The sequence below is a fragment of the Microbacterium sp. NPDC089698 genome (genome assembly GCF_044749045.1).
In the GTDB taxonomy this organism is placed as follows: domain Bacteria; phylum Actinomycetota; class Actinomycetes; order Actinomycetales; family Microbacteriaceae; genus Microbacterium.
Window position 1 is genome coordinate 38,894 of the sequence record NZ_JBIVHE010000003.1, and the last position, 17,155, is coordinate 56,048.

Annotated in this window: 18 protein-coding genes; 10 read left to right on the plus strand and 8 right to left on the minus strand. The window is 70.1% G+C overall.

What is annotated here, in order from left to right; genetic code table 11:
- Nucleotides 1-122: 122 nt before the first annotated feature.
- Nucleotides 123-1,049: a phosphate/phosphite/phosphonate ABC transporter substrate-binding protein gene (locus ACIPY5_RS10030; protein WP_309339485.1), complete on the minus strand. Its 927-nt coding sequence runs from the start codon at nucleotides 1,047-1,049 to the stop codon at nucleotides 123-125.
- A 174-nt stretch (nucleotides 1,050-1,223) separates the two neighbouring features.
- On the opposite strand from ACIPY5_RS10030, the gene ACIPY5_RS10035 reads away from it, so the two are divergent.
- On the plus strand, nucleotides 1,224-1,970 hold the full coding sequence (locus ACIPY5_RS10035; protein WP_400969997.1) for a GntR family transcriptional regulator: 747 nt from the start codon (nucleotides 1,224-1,226) through the stop codon (nucleotides 1,968-1,970).
- A 60-nt stretch (nucleotides 1,971-2,030) separates the two neighbouring features.
- On the opposite strand, the gene ACIPY5_RS10040 is transcribed toward ACIPY5_RS10035, so the two are convergent.
- From ACIPY5_RS10040 to ACIPY5_RS10055, 4 genes are all read right to left on the minus strand, one after another.
- Nucleotides 2,031-2,915, minus strand: coding sequence for an EamA family transporter (locus tag ACIPY5_RS10040; RefSeq protein ID WP_400970000.1), 885 nt, complete (start codon nucleotides 2,913-2,915; stop codon nucleotides 2,031-2,033).
- Nucleotides 2,916-3,064: 149 nt separating this feature from the next.
- Nucleotides 3,065-4,432, minus strand: a complete 1,368-nt coding sequence (locus ACIPY5_RS10045; protein ID WP_400970003.1) for a DJ-1/PfpI family protein — start codon at nucleotides 4,430-4,432, stop codon at nucleotides 3,065-3,067.
- 40 nt (nucleotides 4,433-4,472) lie between these two features.
- Nucleotides 4,473-5,417 (minus strand): GlxA family transcriptional regulator, encoded by a 945-nt coding sequence (locus ACIPY5_RS10050; protein WP_400970006.1) that lies wholly within the window; start codon nucleotides 5,415-5,417, stop codon nucleotides 4,473-4,475.
- Nucleotides 5,378-6,211 carry a hypothetical protein gene (locus ACIPY5_RS10055; RefSeq protein WP_400970009.1) on the minus strand — a complete coding sequence of 278 codons (834 nt, stop codon included), beginning with the start codon at nucleotides 6,209-6,211 and terminating at the stop codon, nucleotides 5,378-5,380. The genes ACIPY5_RS10050 and ACIPY5_RS10055 overlap by 40 nt, the downstream gene beginning before the upstream one ends.
- A 10-nt stretch (nucleotides 6,212-6,221) precedes the next feature.
- On the opposite strand from ACIPY5_RS10055, the gene ACIPY5_RS10060 reads away from it, so the two are divergent.
- The 3 genes from ACIPY5_RS10060 to ACIPY5_RS10070 all read left to right on the plus strand — a co-directional run bounded on the left by ACIPY5_RS10060 (nucleotide 6,222) and on the right by ACIPY5_RS10070 (nucleotide 8,895).
- The gene (locus ACIPY5_RS10060; protein ID WP_400970011.1) at nucleotides 6,222-6,944 is read left to right on the plus strand and encodes an HNH endonuclease signature motif containing protein; all 723 of its coding nucleotides are present in this window, start codon (nucleotides 6,222-6,224) and stop codon (nucleotides 6,942-6,944) included.
- 168 nt (nucleotides 6,945-7,112) lie between these two features.
- Nucleotides 7,113-7,973, plus strand: coding sequence for a tryptophan 2,3-dioxygenase (kynA, locus tag ACIPY5_RS10065; RefSeq protein WP_400970014.1), 861 nt, complete (start codon nucleotides 7,113-7,115; stop codon nucleotides 7,971-7,973).
- Between the two features lie 4 nt (nucleotides 7,974-7,977).
- Complete coding sequence (locus tag ACIPY5_RS10070) at nucleotides 7,978-8,895, plus strand: hydrolase (RefSeq protein ID WP_400970017.1); 918 nt, start codon at nucleotides 7,978-7,980, stop codon at nucleotides 8,893-8,895.
- A gap of 48 nt (nucleotides 8,896-8,943) precedes the next feature.
- On the opposite strand, the gene ACIPY5_RS10075 is transcribed toward ACIPY5_RS10070, so the two are convergent.
- Both ACIPY5_RS10075 and ACIPY5_RS10080 read right to left on the minus strand, forming a co-directional pair.
- A complete protein-coding gene (locus tag ACIPY5_RS10075) occupies nucleotides 8,944-9,567 on the minus strand; it encodes a histidine phosphatase family protein (protein WP_400970019.1) in 624 nt (207 codons plus the stop codon).
- Nucleotides 9,568-9,571: 4 nt separating this feature from the next.
- A complete protein-coding gene (locus ACIPY5_RS10080) occupies nucleotides 9,572-9,967 on the minus strand; it encodes a DUF5684 domain-containing protein (RefSeq protein ID WP_309339500.1) in 396 nt (131 codons plus the stop codon).
- 130 nt (nucleotides 9,968-10,097) lie between these two features.
- Between ACIPY5_RS10080 and aspS the strand changes: the two genes are divergently transcribed.
- Together aspS and ACIPY5_RS10090 are read left to right on the plus strand one after the other, a co-directional pair.
- Nucleotides 10,098-11,897, plus strand: a complete 1,800-nt coding sequence (aspS, locus tag ACIPY5_RS10085; protein WP_400970022.1) for an aspartate--tRNA ligase — start codon at nucleotides 10,098-10,100, stop codon at nucleotides 11,895-11,897.
- 7 nt (nucleotides 11,898-11,904) lie between these two features.
- Nucleotides 11,905-12,426, plus strand: a complete 522-nt coding sequence (locus ACIPY5_RS10090) for a GNAT family N-acetyltransferase (protein ID WP_400970025.1) — start codon at nucleotides 11,905-11,907, stop codon at nucleotides 12,424-12,426.
- Nucleotides 12,427-12,489: 63 nt separating this feature from the next.
- Here the strand turns inward: ACIPY5_RS10090 and ACIPY5_RS10095 are convergent, their stop codons facing one another.
- A complete protein-coding gene (locus ACIPY5_RS10095; RefSeq protein WP_400970028.1) occupies nucleotides 12,490-12,951 on the minus strand; it encodes a hypothetical protein in 462 nt (153 codons plus the stop codon).
- A 229-nt stretch (nucleotides 12,952-13,180) separates the two neighbouring features.
- Between ACIPY5_RS10095 and ACIPY5_RS10100 the strand changes: the two genes are divergently transcribed.
- The 4 genes from ACIPY5_RS10100 to ACIPY5_RS10115 are packed head-to-tail and all read left to right on the plus strand — an operon-like array spanning nucleotide 13,181 to nucleotide 17,152.
- Complete coding sequence (locus ACIPY5_RS10100) at nucleotides 13,181-14,323, plus strand: ABC transporter substrate-binding protein (protein WP_400970031.1); 1,143 nt, start codon at nucleotides 13,181-13,183, stop codon at nucleotides 14,321-14,323.
- On the plus strand, nucleotides 14,320-15,273 hold the full coding sequence (locus tag ACIPY5_RS10105) for an ABC transporter permease (RefSeq protein ID WP_400970034.1): 954 nt from the start codon (nucleotides 14,320-14,322) through the stop codon (nucleotides 15,271-15,273). The genes ACIPY5_RS10100 and ACIPY5_RS10105 overlap by 4 nt, the downstream gene beginning before the upstream one ends.
- The gene (locus ACIPY5_RS10110; protein ID WP_400970037.1) at nucleotides 15,270-16,067 is read left to right on the plus strand and encodes an ABC transporter permease; all 798 of its coding nucleotides are present in this window, start codon (nucleotides 15,270-15,272) and stop codon (nucleotides 16,065-16,067) included. The genes ACIPY5_RS10105 and ACIPY5_RS10110 overlap by 4 nt, the downstream gene beginning before the upstream one ends.
- Nucleotides 16,064-17,152 carry an ABC transporter ATP-binding protein gene (locus ACIPY5_RS10115; RefSeq protein WP_309339511.1) on the plus strand — a complete coding sequence of 363 codons (1,089 nt, stop codon included), beginning with the start codon at nucleotides 16,064-16,066 and terminating at the stop codon, nucleotides 17,150-17,152. Before ACIPY5_RS10110 ends, ACIPY5_RS10115 begins: the two co-directional genes overlap by 4 nt.
- Nucleotides 17,153-17,155 lie beyond the last annotated feature (3 nt).

The following is a 17,155-nucleotide window of genomic DNA, read 5'->3' on the forward strand; positions in this document are numbered from 1 at the left end:
TTGCGCGAGAAACCAGATCCGGCATGAGACACCACGGCTGCCGTGGTGTCTCATGCGGGGAGTGGTGTCTCGCAAGCCGGGGCCGCCGGCGCGTGCCGCCGGCCCCGGTGTGATCGGTCAGATCACTTCTTGCACTGATCGGCCTTGGTCTTGTCGCAGATGTCGCGGATGATGTCGTAGTACTTGTCATCGACCGGCTTGGTCGCGTAGAACGTCGCCTTGAACGCGTCGCTGTCCGCGTTCTTGACGCCCGCCTTCACGATGTCGTCGATCGTGATCTCCTTGAGCGCGGTCACGACCTTGTCGGAGGTCTCCTTCGGCAGGACCGAGCTGTAGACCAGCGGGGCGCCGGGGACCATCGTCTTGTCGACGACGGTGACCTTGTCGCTCTTGGCGACCTCGCTGTCCTCGGCGAAGCCCGCCTCGCACTCCTTGCCCTCGCCGACCTTCTGCACGCTGACGTCGTGCTTGCCCGCGAAGACCGGGGTGACGCCCGTCTTGGGGTCGATGCCGTCCTTCAGGAGGTTGTAGCTCGGGAAGAGGTAGCCCGAGGTCGAGGACGGGTCCACGAAGCAGACCTTCTTGCCCTTGAAGTCCTTGATCGAGGTGATCGAGGATCCCTTCGGCACGATCGCCTCGGAGTAGTAGCCCGGCTCCTGGCCCTGCTTGGTGACGATCGAGGAGATCGGGGTCAGCTTGGCGCCGGCGTTGGTGGCGGTGATGTAGGTGAAGCCGGAGAACGAGGCGACGTCGACCTTGCCGGCGACGGCGGCCTCGATGAGCGCGGCGTAGTCGGTCGACTCGTGGTACTCGACCTTCTTGCCGGTCTCCTTGGCGAGGTAGTCCATGAGCGGCTGGTAGTTGGTCTGGGTGTCGACCGAGTCGGGCACGACGCCGAAGACGAGGGTGTTCGCGTCGACGGCGTAGCCGCCGTTCGCGGCAGCGGGCGCGTCGGTGCCGGTGGCGGCACCGGCGGTGCCGGAACACGCGGCCAGGCCGAGGGCGAGCACGGCGGCGCCGGCTGCGACGGTGAGAGCGCGAAGCTTCATGAGGACCTTTCGGGTTTCAGGTGCGGAGGGAATCCTCGAAGACTCTCTCAAGCCCACGGTCGAGATGTATACCTAACTCGGCACTGTTCCCCGACTGTTCACCCGAGCTTCGCCTGAATGAACACCACAGGAACAGGGGTGCGCCCGAAGGAGGCGACGAAGTAGTATGCCTATGTGCCCAAGGTTGTCTACACCCAGATCGCCGACGATCTGCGCGCCAGGATCACGGCGGGCCGGTTGCGCCCGGGAGACGCCGTGCCGACAGAGGCCGAGCTCGCGGAGCGCTGGAGCACCTCGCGCGGTCCGATCCGCAACGCCCTCGCCGCCCTCCGCGCCGAGGGCCTCATCGAGACCGCCCGCGGGCGGCCCGCGCGCGTCGTCGAGCGCAAGGCCACCCAGGCCGTCGACGTGTCCGTGCCGTTCACGCGCTGGGCGCGCGAGCTGGGCGCTCGGCCCGGCGCCCGCACGCAGGAGCTGAGCCTGCGTCGCGCGGGTGCCGAGAAGGCGCAGGCCCTCGGCGTGGATCCCGGCGACACGATCGTGAGCGTCGTCCGGCTGCGCTTCCTCGACGACCGCCCGACGATGCTCGAGCGGCTGTTCTACACCGAGGAGGTCGGCCGCCTGCTGTTCGCGATCGACACCGATGCCGTCTCGATCACCGAATTCCTGGGCTCGCAGGGTCACCCGATCGTGGGCCTGCAGCACGAGATCGACGCGGTCGCCGCCGACGAGCAGGACGCGGCACTGCTGCAGGTGCCGCAGGGAACCCCGATCCTCCGCCTCAGCCGCACCTCCCGCGGCGCCGACGGCCGCGTCTTCGAGGCCAGCGAGGACCGCTACCTCTCCAGCATCGTGCGCTTCACGGTCTCCGGATCCGGCATCTCCCCCGACGGCCAGTACCTCCGCGCGGTGGGCGGCTGAGGCCGGCCGGATCCGCCCCCGGGGCCCGTCGGGCGCCCGAGCGCATCGGACGGGCCTCCCTCACACCGCGAGCAGCGCGATCCCGGCGACGACCACCGCGGCGGCGCCGACCCGCCAGACCGGGCGGCCCTCGCGCAGCACGAACGCGCCGAACAGGCTGACCAGCACCACGCTCACCTCCCGCAGTGGCGCGACGAGCGCGACGGGGGCGATCGTGATCGCCTGCAGCACGAGGATGTACGACAGCGGCGACAGGATCCCGAAGGCCACGATCCGGCGCCACTCGGTGCGCCACAGCGCCGCAGCGGCGGCCCACCGGCGGCGCATCGCGGCGGAGTAGTAGACCGCCTGCATGCCGGCGGTGCCGACCATGAACGCGACCGGGGAGAGCGAGAACGAGCGCACGACGAACGCGTCCCAGATCGTGTAGAGCGCGATCGCGACGCCGGTGAGCACGCCGAAGAGCAGCCCGGGATCGATCCGCCGGCGATCGTGGGACACGGCGTCCAGGCGCACCGCCCCCGCCCGGTCCACGAACCCGATCGCGACGATGCCGACGATGACCACCGCCACCCCGGCCAGCGCGAGAGGCGAGGGGCGCTCGCCGAACAGCAGCATCGCGATGATGACCGACAGGAACGGACCCGTGCCGCGCGCCGTCGCATAGACCGTGGACAGGTTGCCGACCCGATAGCCGTGCTGCAGCACGGCCATGTAGGCCACGTGGAGCACGCTCGAGACGAGCACGCCGAGGACGAAGCCGCCGAAGTCGTCGGTTCCGAGGCCGCCGGTGAACGGCACCGCTCCGATCCAGAGAACTGTGCTCGCGACGGCGCCCCACCAGAGGAACGGGAGCCCCGCCCGGCTGATGCCGTGCGCGAGCACGTTCCAGCCCGCGTGCGCGACGGCGGCGGAGAAGACGAGGACGAATGCGAGAAGAGACATGGGAACCTTCGGTCCGTCGCGGGCGCGACGGACGTGGTTCCTCCAGGCTTTTGTCCGTTCAGATGACGTCGGACCCACGAAGGCCCGGCGTGGCGCCGCTCGGACCAGTCGGGCGAACCCCGGAACCCTAGGCGCTGTCGGACCTCAGCTTAGCGGCGTTGCCGATCCCGGCGCCGCCCCTGCACGAGCATGGTGGCGGGACGCAGGCGCGCGACGGCGAGCGGGACGAATCCTGCGGCGACGCTGACGAGGAGCGCGCCGCCCGTCAGGATCGCGATGCGGGTGGGGAATCCGCTCTCCTCGGGAAGAGTCGGGAGCGGGTATTCGATGTACTTGGCGGCGGTCTCGGCGAGATGCCGCCCGTCGGTTCGAGCGATGTCGGCGAGGACGGGGTCGAAGCTGGTGTTTCCGCTCGTGGCCCCTGCCGCGGGGAGGAAGACGGGAGTCTCGTTCGCTGCGAGGGAGGTGGCGGTGACTCCGGGGACGATGAGGCGGTCGAGCCTTCCCGCACTGTCGAGAGGTGTGGCGAGGAGCCGGAGCCCGTGTTTCGTCGTCACCGTGGAGGTTTCGGCGACGGGTGTGATGTGAGCGGTGAACGCGGCTCCGCCGTAGAGTTCGGCGGCGGCTGCGACATCGATCTCGTCGACGCCGGGAGTCAGCCCGAGTCCGTATCGAGGCTGCCCCCACGGCATCGTCGCACCGAGGACATAGGGGTAGTCGTCCAGAGACGCGGTGTTCACGGGGATGCCGGTGGCGCCGTGCGGATCCCAGTGCGGGTAGCGGATGTCGTCGGCGATGCGCTCGGCCTCGGCGACGCCGGCGAGCTTCTGCACCACATGCAGGCTGGCCGCGATCCCGGAGCTGACGCCGGCCGTGGTGATGATCTCGCGATCCTCGACCCAGCGCTGGCCGCTGACCCACACGGTTTCGGGGTGAGACGAACGCATGCCGTCGATGTCCGACCAGAACGAGGTCGCCCTCTTTCCGCGGAGGACATCCGTCTCGACGAGCACTCGCGCCCCCGCGCACACGCCCATGATGGTCCTGCCGCCCCTGTGCGCGGTTTCGATCATGGAGCGGAGGTCGGCCTCGACGGATCCTGCAGGGTCGGTGATCGCGGGGACCACGAGCAGATCCGGAAGGCGAAGCCGCCCGGAAGCGTAGTCCGCGAACGTGCTGTCCGGGACGACGGTGAGACCGCCGGACAGCGCGACGGGTTCGCGAGTGGATGCGACGGTCCGGACATCGAACCGGGGTGAGCTGGCGAACACGTCGAACGGGCCCATCACGTCGGTGGCGACGCTTCCGCCCGCGCCCAGCAGCACCGCGACGTGGATGCGGCCCTCCTCCGGCGGGGAGGCGGGTCTGCGGTCGATGGTGTGGGAGGCGGGGACCGTGACGGAGAAGTCGCGGGCCATCGTGGTGGCGAATCCGGCGGCGGCTGTGCCCGTCAGGACTGCAGCGGACAGGGCGATGCCGCCGACCGTGAGAAGGGCGCGACGAACGTAGGTCTTCATGGGTGATCTCCGGTGAGGGTGGGAAAGCAGGAAGGGGGCCTCAGGCGTTCAGGGCCTCGCGGTAGTCCCGCGGTGGTACGCCCTGCGCCTGGGTGAAAGCGCGGCGGAAGTGGCGCGGGTCGGCATAGCCGCACGCGAGCGAGATGTCTTCGATCGACAGCTCGGTGGTCGCCAGCAGGGTTCGAGCGTGGCCGATCCGGAGCGACTGCTGGTACTGCAGCGGGGTCATGCCGATCGTCTTCACGAAGTGGTTCGTCAGCGTCCGAGGCGCGAGGTTGACCGCGGACGCGAGTGCCGAGAGCGGATGCTGCTGATCGAAACCGTCCGACAAGATCTGCTGGACCGCCTGCACCTCCCGGACGACATGCTCCCGGTGAGCGACGAACGGACTGAGAGGTGCCGCCTCGCCGTTGCGTCGCGTGTAGACGACCAGCTCGCGCGCCACGCGAGCGGCCATCGCGGGGCCGTGATGACGGTCCACGATCGCCAGCGCCAGATCGATCCCGGATGCGATGCCGGCACTGCTCAGGATCTGCCCGTCCATCACGAACAAGACGTCGTCCACGACCCTCGCACGCGGGTAGCGCTGCCGCATGCCCTCGATCACGCTCCAGTGGGCCGTGCAACGGCGCCCGTTCAACAGGCCGGCCTCCCCCAGGAGGAACGCCCCCGTGCAGACGGACGCCAGCGTGGCGCCCGCCTCCGCGGCGCCCTGGATCCAGGCGATCAACGCCGGGTCGACTTCCAGAGAGCGGGTGAGATCGGGTCCCGGGATCAGCACGAGGTCCTCTCCCGCTACCGTGGGAAGCGGCTCCAGCGACGACAGCACGACGCCCTGGGCAGAGGACACCGCCTCCACGGGGGACACGTAGGTCAGCTCGTAGTCGGCCCCCAGATGCGACGCCGCAGAGAACACCTGCACCGGACCGGACAGGTCCAGCAGGTTCACGTGCGGAAGTGCGGCAACCAGGACTCGCTTAGGCATGTCCCAAAACTATGCGGCCGGTGCGGCAGCGACCAGGCCCGTTCTGGACGACGCACCGGACGCATCAGGCATGATCTCGTGCGCTCGAAGGATCGGACGCAGCACCTCATGCTGTGACGGGACGCGCTGACCCCGCCTCTGGATCGTCGAATACAGGTTCTATACTGGTAATCCCCAGATCCGGATTCAGGCCCGCGAATGTCGGTGCTGCGTTCTAGGCTGGAAGCATGGAGATCGCCCCCGACCACACGCTCCGCCGCAGTGCGGCGCTGGTCGAGGAGTGCGCGGAGATCGACCGTGAGATCGCCCGGCTGCATGCCAGGAAGGCAGAGAGACTCGCCGAACGGGTGCGGCTGCTCCTCGATGAGATCCGACCGGGGCAGGACGGGTTCGAGCAGGCCGAAAGATCCATGATCAGCGAGTTCTCCGCAGGGCTTCGGGTCACCGCCTACGCCGCGGCGAAGCAGCTCGGCAATGCGCACACCCTGCACGAGCGCCTCCGCAGCACGCGTGAAGCCCTCGCCGCCGGCGCGCTCACGCTGGCGCACGCCGACGTAATCGTCGAGGCCGCGCGCGACCTCCCCGCCGAGGACGATGCCGTGGCTGCCGCCTACGAGACGACCGTCGTCCCCTACGCGTCCGCGGAGACCCGCGCGCGCACGAAGGCCTTCGCCGAGAGCGTCGTCGCCGCCCTCGCACCCGCGACCGTGCAGGAGCAGCACGATCGCGCACAGGACGAGCGGAGCGTCACGGTGACCGACGAGGGACGCGGACAGGCGACTCTGCACGTCCACCGGCCCCGCCGTGCTCGTCCACGCCGCCTACGACCTGGTCACGCAGGAGGGCCACGCGACCCTCCATGCGGCGAAGCAGGACAGCGCCGACCCCAGCACCCGGGGCGACGCGCGCACCCTGGATCAGGTGCGCTGCGACCGGATCCTGCTGCGGCTGCTCGCCGGCCGCCTCGACCACGACGCCGAGATCCTCGACAGCATCCGCCCGACGGTGCAGGTCACCGTCAGCGCCGCCACCCTCGCGGGGATCGACGACCGCCTCGCCGAGCTCGACGGCCACGGCCCGATCGACGCCGACACCGCGCGCGGCCTCGCCGCATCCGCCGCCGCCTGGCGACGCCTGCACCTCGACGACGCCGGGATGATCACCCGCACCACCGCCTATCAGCCCACGGAGGCGATGCGACGACATCTCCGGGCCCGAGATCGCACCTGCCGGTTCCCCGGTTGCCGCAGACCCGCACGCCGATGCGAGATCGATCACACCTACGACCACGCCCGGGGCGGACCCACCGCGATCACGAACCTCGCCTGCCTCTGCGCCGCCCACCACGCCCTCAAGCACCCCGACATCGACCCGAGATGGCGCTGGACCGCGCGACAGTGCCGGGACGGCACGATCGTCTGGACCACCCCCGCCGGCGTCGAGTACTCGGATGCGCCGCCACCCCGGGTCATGTTCATGGAGGACGACGCGATCGACAGGGGCTCCGTCTCGACGGCGGCCGCATGAGGGCGGCGCCGGATACGGCGCCTCGTCTACACGCTCGCGTCTACACACTCGCAGCGCCGATGACAAGTGCATCGCGGCGAATCCCGGAGTGCAGCGATGGCTTCGATCACAGACGCTTCCGAAGCGCCGATGAAATACTGGACATGTTCAACGACAAGGAGGTCGCCCGTGCCGGACAACACGACCGCGAACGAGCGAGCGCTCGAAGAGGGCATCGTCACCGATCTGAAGGATCGGATGACCTACGGGTCGTACCTCGACCTGGATCGGCTCCTCAGCGCACAGCACCCGGTCAGCGTGCCGCAGCACCACGACGAGATGCTGTTCATCATCCAGCACCAGACGACGGAGCTGTGGCTCAAGCTCGTCCTGCACGAGCTCGGCACCGCGCGCGACCGGCTCGCGGAGGACGACCTGCGCTCGGCTCTCAAGCACATCGCGCGCGTGAAGCACATCCAGGAGGTGCTCACGCAGCAGTGGTCGGTGCTGGCGACGCTCACCCCCACCGAGTATGCGGAGTTCCGCGGCGACCTCGGCAACTCCTCGGGCTTCCAGTCGGTGCAGTACCGCGCCGTGGAGTTCGCGCTCGGCAACAAGAACGAGCGGATGCTGAGCGTGTTCCGCACCCACCCCGAGAACCTCGCGATGCTCACGGCCGAGTTCGAGCGCCCCACCCTGTACGACGAGTTCCTGCGATTCGCCGCGCGTCGCGGCCTGCCGGTCCCCGCCGAGATCCTCGATCGGGACGTCCGCCAGCCCTACCGGATGCACGATTCGCTCGTGCCCGTGCTCACCGAGATCTACGAGAACCCGCACGACCACTGGGACCTGTACGAGGCGTGCGAAGAGCTCGTCGACGTCGAGGACAACTTCCAGTTCTGGCGCTTCCGGCACCTGCGCACGGTGACCCGGACGATCGGGCGCAAGATCGGCACGGGCGGATCCAGCGGCGTCGACTTCCTGCAGCGCGCACTCGATCTGACGTTCTTCCCCGAGCTCTACGCGGTGCGCACCGAGATCGGACGGTGACGGCGTGAGCGTGGCGGACGGCACGGTGATCGGCGGGTTCACGGACCACCACGTGCATCTGCAGCTCGTCGATCCCGCGCGCCTGGCGGGCGGCCTGCTGGGCCGGGTGCTGGATCTCGGATCCGCTCCCGCGACCATCGCCTCCCTCGCCGCGGACCCGCCGGGCGGCATCGCGATCTCCTTCGCGGGCGCATTCCTGACCCCGATCGGCGGGTACCCCTCCGACCGGAGCTGGGCGCCGGAGGGATCCTTCCGTGAGGTCGCCGACGCCGATGCGGCGGAAGCCGCCGTCGCCGAGATGAAGGCCGCAGGAGCCTCGGTCATCAAGGTCGCCAGCAACAGCACGGCGGGCCCCGTGTTCGGCGACGACCTGCTGCAGGCGATCGTGCGCATCGCCGATCGCCACGGGCTGCCCGTGGTCGCCCATGCGGAGGGCCCCGGCGAGGCGCAGCGCATGCCGCGGCTCGGCGTCAGGGCACTCGCCCACACGCCGTTCACCGAGCGGCTCAGCGATGCCGAGGTCTCCGCTCAGGCCGGGCGGATCGCCTGGATCTCGACGCTCGCGATCCACGAGGGCGAGGCCCGGACGATCGCCCTGGACAACCTGCGCCGCTTCCACGCCCACGGCGGCACGGTCCGCTACGGCACCGACCTCGGCAACGGCGATCAGCCGGAGGGACTCAATCCCGCGGAGATCGAGGCCCTGCGCGAGGCCGGCGTGCGCGGGGCCGCACTGATCCGGGCGCTCGTCCCCGTCGCCGCGACCGCCGAGCGGCGCTTCCTGCTGCCCGCGCGCGACGCGGATCCGTTCGACCTGGAACCCGTGCCGCTTCCGCACGGGTCGGCACGATCGCACGGACGCGGCCACGCGGCCGGATCCACCCGGCCTGCGCATCTGATCTCACCGGAGAACGCCCGGTAGCCGCAGCCCGCCAGTCCGGCGTCGCATCGGATTCGCGTCGGCCGGACGTCAGACCGCGCCCAGGTCGATCCCCGCCACAGCCGGTTCCGCATAGGCGACCTCGCGCCACACGTCGCCGACGCGCTCGAACGAGGTGACGCTGGACAGCGCGCAGCGGCGGGTCCGCGGATCGTGCCGCAACGGCAGCCCCGCGACCGACAGGTGCGTGATCCAGATCGGCGCCTGGTGCGAGACGAACACCACGTCGCCGCCGTCGGCACCGTGCCAGGCCTCGTCCATCGCGTGGCGCATGCGCGCGGCGACGGAGGCGTACGGCTCGCCCCAGCTCGGCACCGAGGGGCGGCGCAGGTGGCGCCAGTTCCACGGGTTCATCAGGGCGCGGCGCATCTGCGTGCCCTCGAACACGTTCCACGGCTCGATGATGCGCTCGTCGAGCACGGGGTCCAGGCCGAACGCCGCGGTGAACGGCTCGGCCGACTCCTGCGTGCGCTCGAGCGGGGAGCACCGCAGCGCGGAGACCGGACGGTCCAGCCCGGCGACGTGGTCGGCGGCGGCCTGCGCCATCCGCCGACCCGCGTCGCTCAGGTGATAGCCGGGCAGGCGTCCGTACAGGATCCGCCCGGGATTGAAGACCTCGCCGTGGCGGACGAGGTGCAGACGCTCCGCCGGCATCCGCTCAGGCGCGGCGGTACTCGGCCGAGCCGAATCCGATGATGAAGTAGCCGATGAACGAGAACAGCCACAGCAGGAAGAACGAGAACACCCCGCCCTTGCCGAAGTTCTTGCCGAGCTTCACCGCGACCACGATCGCGAAGATGATGTTCACGAGCGGGATCAGGTACAGCAGCACGAGCCAGCCGCTCATACCGGCGATCTTGATGAGGAAGATGAGGTTCACGATCGGGATGATCGCGAGGATGCCGGGGTGCCCGGCCTTCGTGAACACGCGCCACAGCGCGATCGCGATGACGATGTAGAGGATCAGCGAGAAGGTGATGCCGGTGCCGGAGAAGATCGCGGCGTAGACGCCGCTGACGGCGTCGGTCGCATCGGACGCGTGGACGATGTTCATCTGCTGTGCCTTCCGGGCGTGGGATGAGGTTCACCGCAGTCTAGTGAGGCCGCATCGCCCACCACGAGGCCTTCCGCGCGTCCCCGTAGAATGGCGGGGATCCCTTTTCCCTCCTTGGAAGGCATATTCCGTGCTTCGCACCCACACGGCAGGCTCGCTGCGAGCCGAGCACATCGGTCAGACCATCACCCTTGCGGGATGGGTCGATCGCCGTCGTGACCACGGAGGAGTCGCCTTCATCGATCTGCGGGACGCATCGGGCATCGCCCAGGTCGTCATCCGCGACGAGGAGATCGCGCACCCGCTGCGCAGCGAATTCGTGCTGCAGGTGACCGGAGAGGTGTCGCGCCGCCCCGCCGGCAACGAGAACCCGAACCTGCCCTCGGGTGAGATCGAGATCGTCGCGCAGGATGTCGTCGTGCTGAACGAGTCGGCTCCGCTGCCGTTCCAGGTCTCCTCCGGCCTCGCCGAGACCGACCCGGTCGGCGAGGACGTGCGCTTCAAGCACCGCTACCTCGACCTCCGCCGCCCCGCCGCGATCGCCCCGCTGCAGCTGCGCTCGAAGGTCTACAAGGCCCTGCGCGACGTGCTGCACGAGCGGGAGTTCGTCGAGGTCGAGACCCCGACGCTGACCCGCTCGACCCCGGAGGGCGCCCGCGACTTCGTCGTGCCCGCGCGCCTTCACCCCGGCAGCTGGTACGCGCTGCCGCAGAGCCCGCAGCTGTTCAAGCAGCTGCTCATGGTCGGCGGTGTGGAGAAGTACTTCCAGATCGCGCGCTGCTACCGCGACGAGGACTTCCGCGCCGACCGTCAGCCCGAGTTCACCCAGCTCGACATCGAGATGTCCTTCGTCGACCAGGAGGACGTCATCGAGATGATGGAGGCCGTCATCCGCGCGATGTGGGCCACCATCGGCGTCGAGGTGCAGACCCCGCTGCCGCGGATGACCTACGCCGACGCGATGGCGAAGTACGGATCCGACAAGCCCGACCTGCGCTTCGGACTCGAGCTCGTCGAGGCGACCGAGTACTTCTCCGAGACCACCTTCCGCGTCTTCCAGGCCGACTACGTGGGCGCGGTCGTCATGCCCGGCGGCGCCTCGCAGCCGCGCAAGGTGCTCGACGCCTGGCAGGACTGGGCCAAGCAGCGCGGCGCGCGCGGTCTCGCGTACGTCCTGTTCAACGAGGACGGCACCCTCGGCGGCCCCGTCGCGAAGAACCTCAGCGAAGCCGAGCAGGCGGGCCTCGCCGAGTTCGTGGGCGCGAAGCCGGGCGACTGCGCCTTCTTCGCCGCCGGATCCGCGAAGGACTCGCGCGCGCTCCTCGGCGCCGCGCGCGTCGAGATCGGCCGCCGCCTGGGTCTGCTCGACCCCGAGGTCTTCGCCTTCACCTGGGTCGTCGATGCCCCCATGTTCGAGCCGGCCGCAGACGCGGTCGCCTCGGGCGACGTCGCCGTCGGCGCGGGCGCCTGGACCGCCGTGCACCACGCCTTCACCGGCCCGAAGCCGGAGTTCGAGGCCACCTTCGACACCGACCCCGGATCCGCCCTCGCCTACGCCTACGACATCGTCTGCAACGGCTCCGAGCTCGGCGGCGGATCCATCCGCATCCACCGCGAGGACATCCAGAAGCGCGTCTTCGAGGTCATGGGCCTCTCCGACGACATCGCGCAGGAGCAGTTCGGCTTCCTGCTCGACGCGTTCAAGTTCGGCGCCCCGCCGCACGGCGGCATCGCGCTCGGCATGGACCGCGTGTTGCAGCACCTGTCCAAGACCGAGTCGATCCGCGAGGTCATCGCCTTCCCGAAGACCGGCAACGGCTTCGACCCGCTCACCGCCGCGCCCGCCCCGATCACCGCGGAGCAGCGCAAGGAGGCCGGCGTCGACGCCGTGGCCGAGCGGACAGAAGACCCCGAGTCCGTCGAGGCCTGACCCGAGCATGCTCACCGACCTCGCCCTCCCCGTTCCGCTCGACACCCGGATCGGGGAGGTGGTGCTGCGCCGCGCGCGCACCGAGGACACCGCGGCGATCGTCGCGCTGCTCGCCGATGACGCGATCAGCGCAGCGCGCGGAGACACCGCCTCCGACGACGACCTGCCCGCCTACGCCGCGGGCCTGGAGTCGGTGCTCGCCGACGGCTCCAACGACCTCCTCGTCGCCGAGCACGACGGCCGGATCATCGGCACGTTCCAGCTCACCCGCATTCCGGGGATGTCCCGCCGCGGCTCGACCCGCCTCCTCGTCGAGGCGGTGCGGGTGAGCTCGGATCTGCGCTCGAGCGGCGTCGGCTCCGCGCTCATGCGCTGGATCATGGACGTCGCGACCGCCGACCTGGGCAGCCCGCTCGTGCAGCTCACCTCGGATGCGCAGCGCGTGGAGGCGCACCGCTTCTACGAGCGCCTCGGCTTCACCGGATCGCACCGGGGCTTCAAGTACAACGCACCGTCCTCTGCCCGTTGAGCGCCCTTACCGGTCGCTGAGCGAGCACGGCCCGGCACCGGTCGTTGAGCGAGCCCGGCCCACTCAGACGTCGTCGGGATCCGACAGGTCCTCGACCGCGACGGGGACGCGGCCGGCGAACATGACGCCCACGCCGTAGTCGTCGCCGATCTCCAGGCCGCACTCCGCGAAGCGCATCATCCAGGTGCCGTCCTGCCACACCACGGCCTCGGGCGCGCCGAACGGCGGCTCCTCCTCCGCGAGTCGCGCCCTGTCGGCGTCCGACAGGTCGCCACGTGGTCCGGCGAGCTCCTCCACGAGGTAGCGGATCGCGGCCTCGCTGAGCTCCGCGAACTCGGTCACGATGCCCTGAGCCGCCTCCCGCGCCTCCGCGCTCGGTGCCTCCGCCGGCTCGGCGATGATGCTCACGGTCCAGCCGCCGTCCCCGCCCTCGACGCCCGCGGTCCAGCAGGCGATGTCCTCCGGCGCGTCGATCCGGATCAGGGTGGCGCCGTCGAGCTCGATCGTCTCGGGAAGGGTGCTCATGCTCCGATCCAACCAGACCAGGCCTGTCCCCAGCCAGGCCGGCCCTCTCTCCGGCCCCGCCGGCCCTCGCGCCGGCGCGCGATCCACGGGACCCGCCCCACGGCCGGACCGCCCTGGACCCGAACCGTTCATCCCGCATTCACCCCGGTCGGCCTGACCGGTAACTCCGTCGCCGTACATTCCCTCTCGACCCGACCCCGGCGGCAGCGCCGGACACCGAGAGGAAATCATGCTCATCAGCAACCGTCGTGCGCGCATCGGCGCCGGCATCGCGCTCGCGACCAGCGCCGCGCTCCTGCTCTCCGCCTGCTCCGGATCCGCCTCCGCCGACCCGGCGAGCTCCGGTTCCGCCGCGAAGGCCTCGACCGCCACCTCGCTCAAGGACTTCGGCTCGCTGGCCGACCTCGAGAAGGCCGCAGAGGCCGAGGGCAAGCTCAACGTCATCGCCCTCCCCCACGACTGGGCCAACTACGGCGAGATCCTCGCCGCCTTCACGAAGAAGTACCCGAAGATCACCATCAGCGAGGCCTCCCCCGACGCGTCGAGCGCCGAGGAGATCCAGGCCGCCAAGACGAACGAGGGCCTCGACACGGCGCCCGACGTGTTCGACCTCGGCCTCACGGTGACCCTGCAGAACACCGACAAGTTCGCCGCCTACCAGGTGGAGAAGTGGGACGAGATCCCCGCCCAGCTCAAGGACAAGGACGGTCTGTTCACGGGCGACTACGGCGGGTACATGTCGATCGGCTACGACTCCTCGAAGTTCCCGGAGCCGAAGAGCCTCGACGACCTGAAGAAGTCCGAGTACAAGGGCGCCGTCGCGCTCAACGGCGACCCGACGCAGGCCGGTGCGGCCTTCGCCGCCGTCGGTCTGGCGACCGTGCAGTCCGGCGGGAAGCTCGACGACTACCAGAAGGGCATCGACTTCTTCGCCGACCTGCAGAAGGCCGGCAACCTGCTCAAGGTCGACGTCACCACGGCGACCGTCGCGAGCGGCGAGACCCCCGTCGTCTTCGACTGGGACTACCTGAACGCCGCCCACACCAAGGACAACAAGAACTGGAAGACGGTCGTCCTGCCGGGCACGGGCTACGCCGGCTACTACAACCAGGCGATCAACAAGGCCGCCCCGCACCCCGCGGCGGCACGCCTGTGGCAGGAGTTCCTCTACAGCGACGAGGGTCAGAACCTCTGGCTCAAGGGCGGCGCACGTCCCGTCCGTATGGACGCGATGACCAAGGCCGGGACGATCGACAAGACCCTCGCCGCCGCGCTCCCCACCGCTCCGAAGGACACGGTCGTACCGACCGAGGCGCAGAGCACCGCCGCCGGCAAGCTGCTCGGCGAGAAGTGGGCCGCGGCCGTCCAGTGACCGCCGACACCACCGCGGCTCCCGCCGCATCCCGCGCCGGGTCGGAGCTGCGCGCTCCGGCCCGGCGCGGGCCGTCGGGCGGAGCCTCCCTCCCCGCCCGCCTGTCCCGCGGGCTCGCCGCGATCGGGCTCGTCCCGTTCGCGGCGTACCTGCTGCTCTTCCTCGTGCTGCCGACGATCCTCGCGGTCGCGACCGGCTTCTTCACCCGCAACGGCGCGTTCACCACGAGCAACATCTCGGCCCTCTGGGATCCGACCGTGCTGCTCACCTTCGCCAATTCGGCGGGGCTTTCCCTGCTCACCGCGGCGATCGGCGCGATCATCGGAGCCCTCGTCTGCTACGCCCTGCTCGGCATGAGCCCCTCCGGCGGCGTGCGCACCGTGATCGACGCCGCCTCCGGCGTGCTCGCGCAGACCGGCGGTGTGATGCTCGCGTTCATGTTCATCGCGACGCTGGGTCTTCGCGGCGTCCTGACCGAGCTGCTCAAGAACACGCTGGGCATCGACCTGTTCGCCCACGGTCCCTGGATCTACGAGCTGCCCGGGCTGATCCTTCCCTACCTGTACTTCCAGATCCCGCTCATGGTCATCACGTTCATGCCCGCCCTCTCGGCGCTGAAGCCGCAGTGGGCCGAGGCCAATCTCACCCTCGGCGGCACCCGCGGGAGCTTCTGGCTGCGGATCGGGATCCCGGTGCTCACCCCGGCCTTCCTCGCCAGCTTCCTGCTGCTGTTCGCGAACGCGTTCTCGTCCTATGCGACCGCGGCCGCGCTCGCGAGCCAGGGCTCGCAGATCGTGCCGCTGCAGATCCGCGCCGCGCTCACGAGCGAGACCGTGCTGGGCCGGGAGAACCTCGCCGGGGCCCTCGCGCTCGGCATGATCGTCGTCGTGGGGATCGTCATGTGGCTCTACTCGCTCGTCCAGCGCCGGGCAGCGAGGTGGCAGGCATGAACCGGCTCGCCCCGTCGCCGCTCACCCGCTGGATCATCGGGATCCTGGTCGGGCTCTTCTTCCTGGTCCCGCTGGTCGCGACGCTCGCCTACACGTTCCGCGGCGAGGACGGCGGCTTCACCCTCGCGCACTGGGTCGGCCTCGGCGATCCCGCGAAGGCGGCCGTCTACCAGCCGATCTGGACCGGGCTCGGCAACTCGCTGATCCTCGCGATCGTCACGGTGCTCATCGTGCTGCTCGTGCTCGCTCCGACCATGATCCTGGTGAACCTGCGCTTCCCGCGGCTCCGTCCCGTGTTCGAGTTCGTCGTGCTGCTGCCCATCTCGATCCCGGCGATCGTGCTCGTGGTCGGGCTCACCCCGATCTACCTGCAGATCGGACGTTCGGTCGGCACCGGCGCCTGGACGCTCGCCTTCGCCTACGGCATCACCGTGCTGCCGTTCGCCTACCGGTCCATCCAGGCGTCGATCGACGCGGTCGACATGACCACGCTCGCCGAGGCCGCCCGTTCGCTGGGCGCCGGCTGGGGCACGGTCGTGCTGCGCGTGCTCGCTCCGAACCTGCGCCAGGGCCTGCTCGCCGCGTCCCTCCTGTCGATCGCGGTCGTGCTCGGCGAGTTCACGATCGCCTCGCTGCTGAACCGCGACGTGCTGCAGACCGCGCTCGTGGTCGTGCAGAAGCAGGACGGCTGGGCCCCGGCGATGTTCGCCCTGATGGCGCTGACCTTCAGCTTCCTCCTGCTCCTCATCATCGGACGGGCCGCCCGCGGCCGGTCCGGAAAGGCCGACTCATGAGCGACATCGCGCTCCCCCGCACCGCGGACAACTCTCTGCTCGCAGACCGGTCGGACGGCACGCGCGTGCAGTTCGACGGCATCGTCAAGAGCTACGGCCGCACGCAGGTGCTGCACGGGATCGACCTCGACATCGCGCCCGGAGAGTTCGTCTCGCTGCTCGGCCCCTCCGGCTGCGGCAAGACCACGCTGCTGCGCGTGCTCGCAGGACTCGAGGACGCCGACGGCGGCGCCGTGCTGCTGGGCGGCAAGGACGTGTCCGGCGTCCCGACGAACAAGCGCGATCTGGGCATGGTGTTCCAGTCCTACTCGCTGTTCCCGCACCTGCGCGTCGTGGACAACACCGCGTTCGGCCTCCGCCGGCGCAGGGTGGCCACGGCCGAGGCCCGGCGGCGCGCCCTCGACGCGCTCGCTCTGGTCGGGCTCGAGGCGCACGCCGACAAGTTCCCGCATCAGCTCTCCGGCGGCCAGCAGCAGCGCGTGGCGCTCGCGCGGGCGCTCGTGACCGAACCCAGGGTCCTGCTGCTGGACGAGCCGCTCTCGGCCCTGGACGCCAAGGTGCGCGTGCAGCTGCGCGATGAGATCCGCCGGCTGCAGCTGCGGCTCGGCATCACCACGGTCTTCGTCACGCACGACCAGGAGGAGGCGCTCAGCGTCTCCGACCGGATCGCGGTCATGAACGCCGGCCGGATCGATCAGATCGGAACCCCGGAGGAGCTCTACCTGCGCCCGGCGACGGCGCATGTCGCCGCGTTCGTCGGCCTGTCCAGCGTCGTGCGCGGGCTCGCCGACGGTGCGACGGTGCGGGTGTGGGGCGCCGAGATCCCGCTCCAGCTCCCGGCGACCGGCGAGGTCGATGTGCTGCTGCGCCCCGAGAACGTGCGGCTGGTCGAGCCCGTCGGCGCGGCCGTCACGGGGACGGTCGAGGAGAGCATGTTCCTCGGGAGCATGCGGCGCACGCTCGTGCGCACCGAGGACGGCCTGCTCGTGCGCGTGCAGCACGCGGCGCGGATCCACCCGCAGTACGGCGACCTCGTGGGACTCGAGGTCGACCCGGAGCCCGTGGCGGTGCGTCAGACGGCGTGAGGA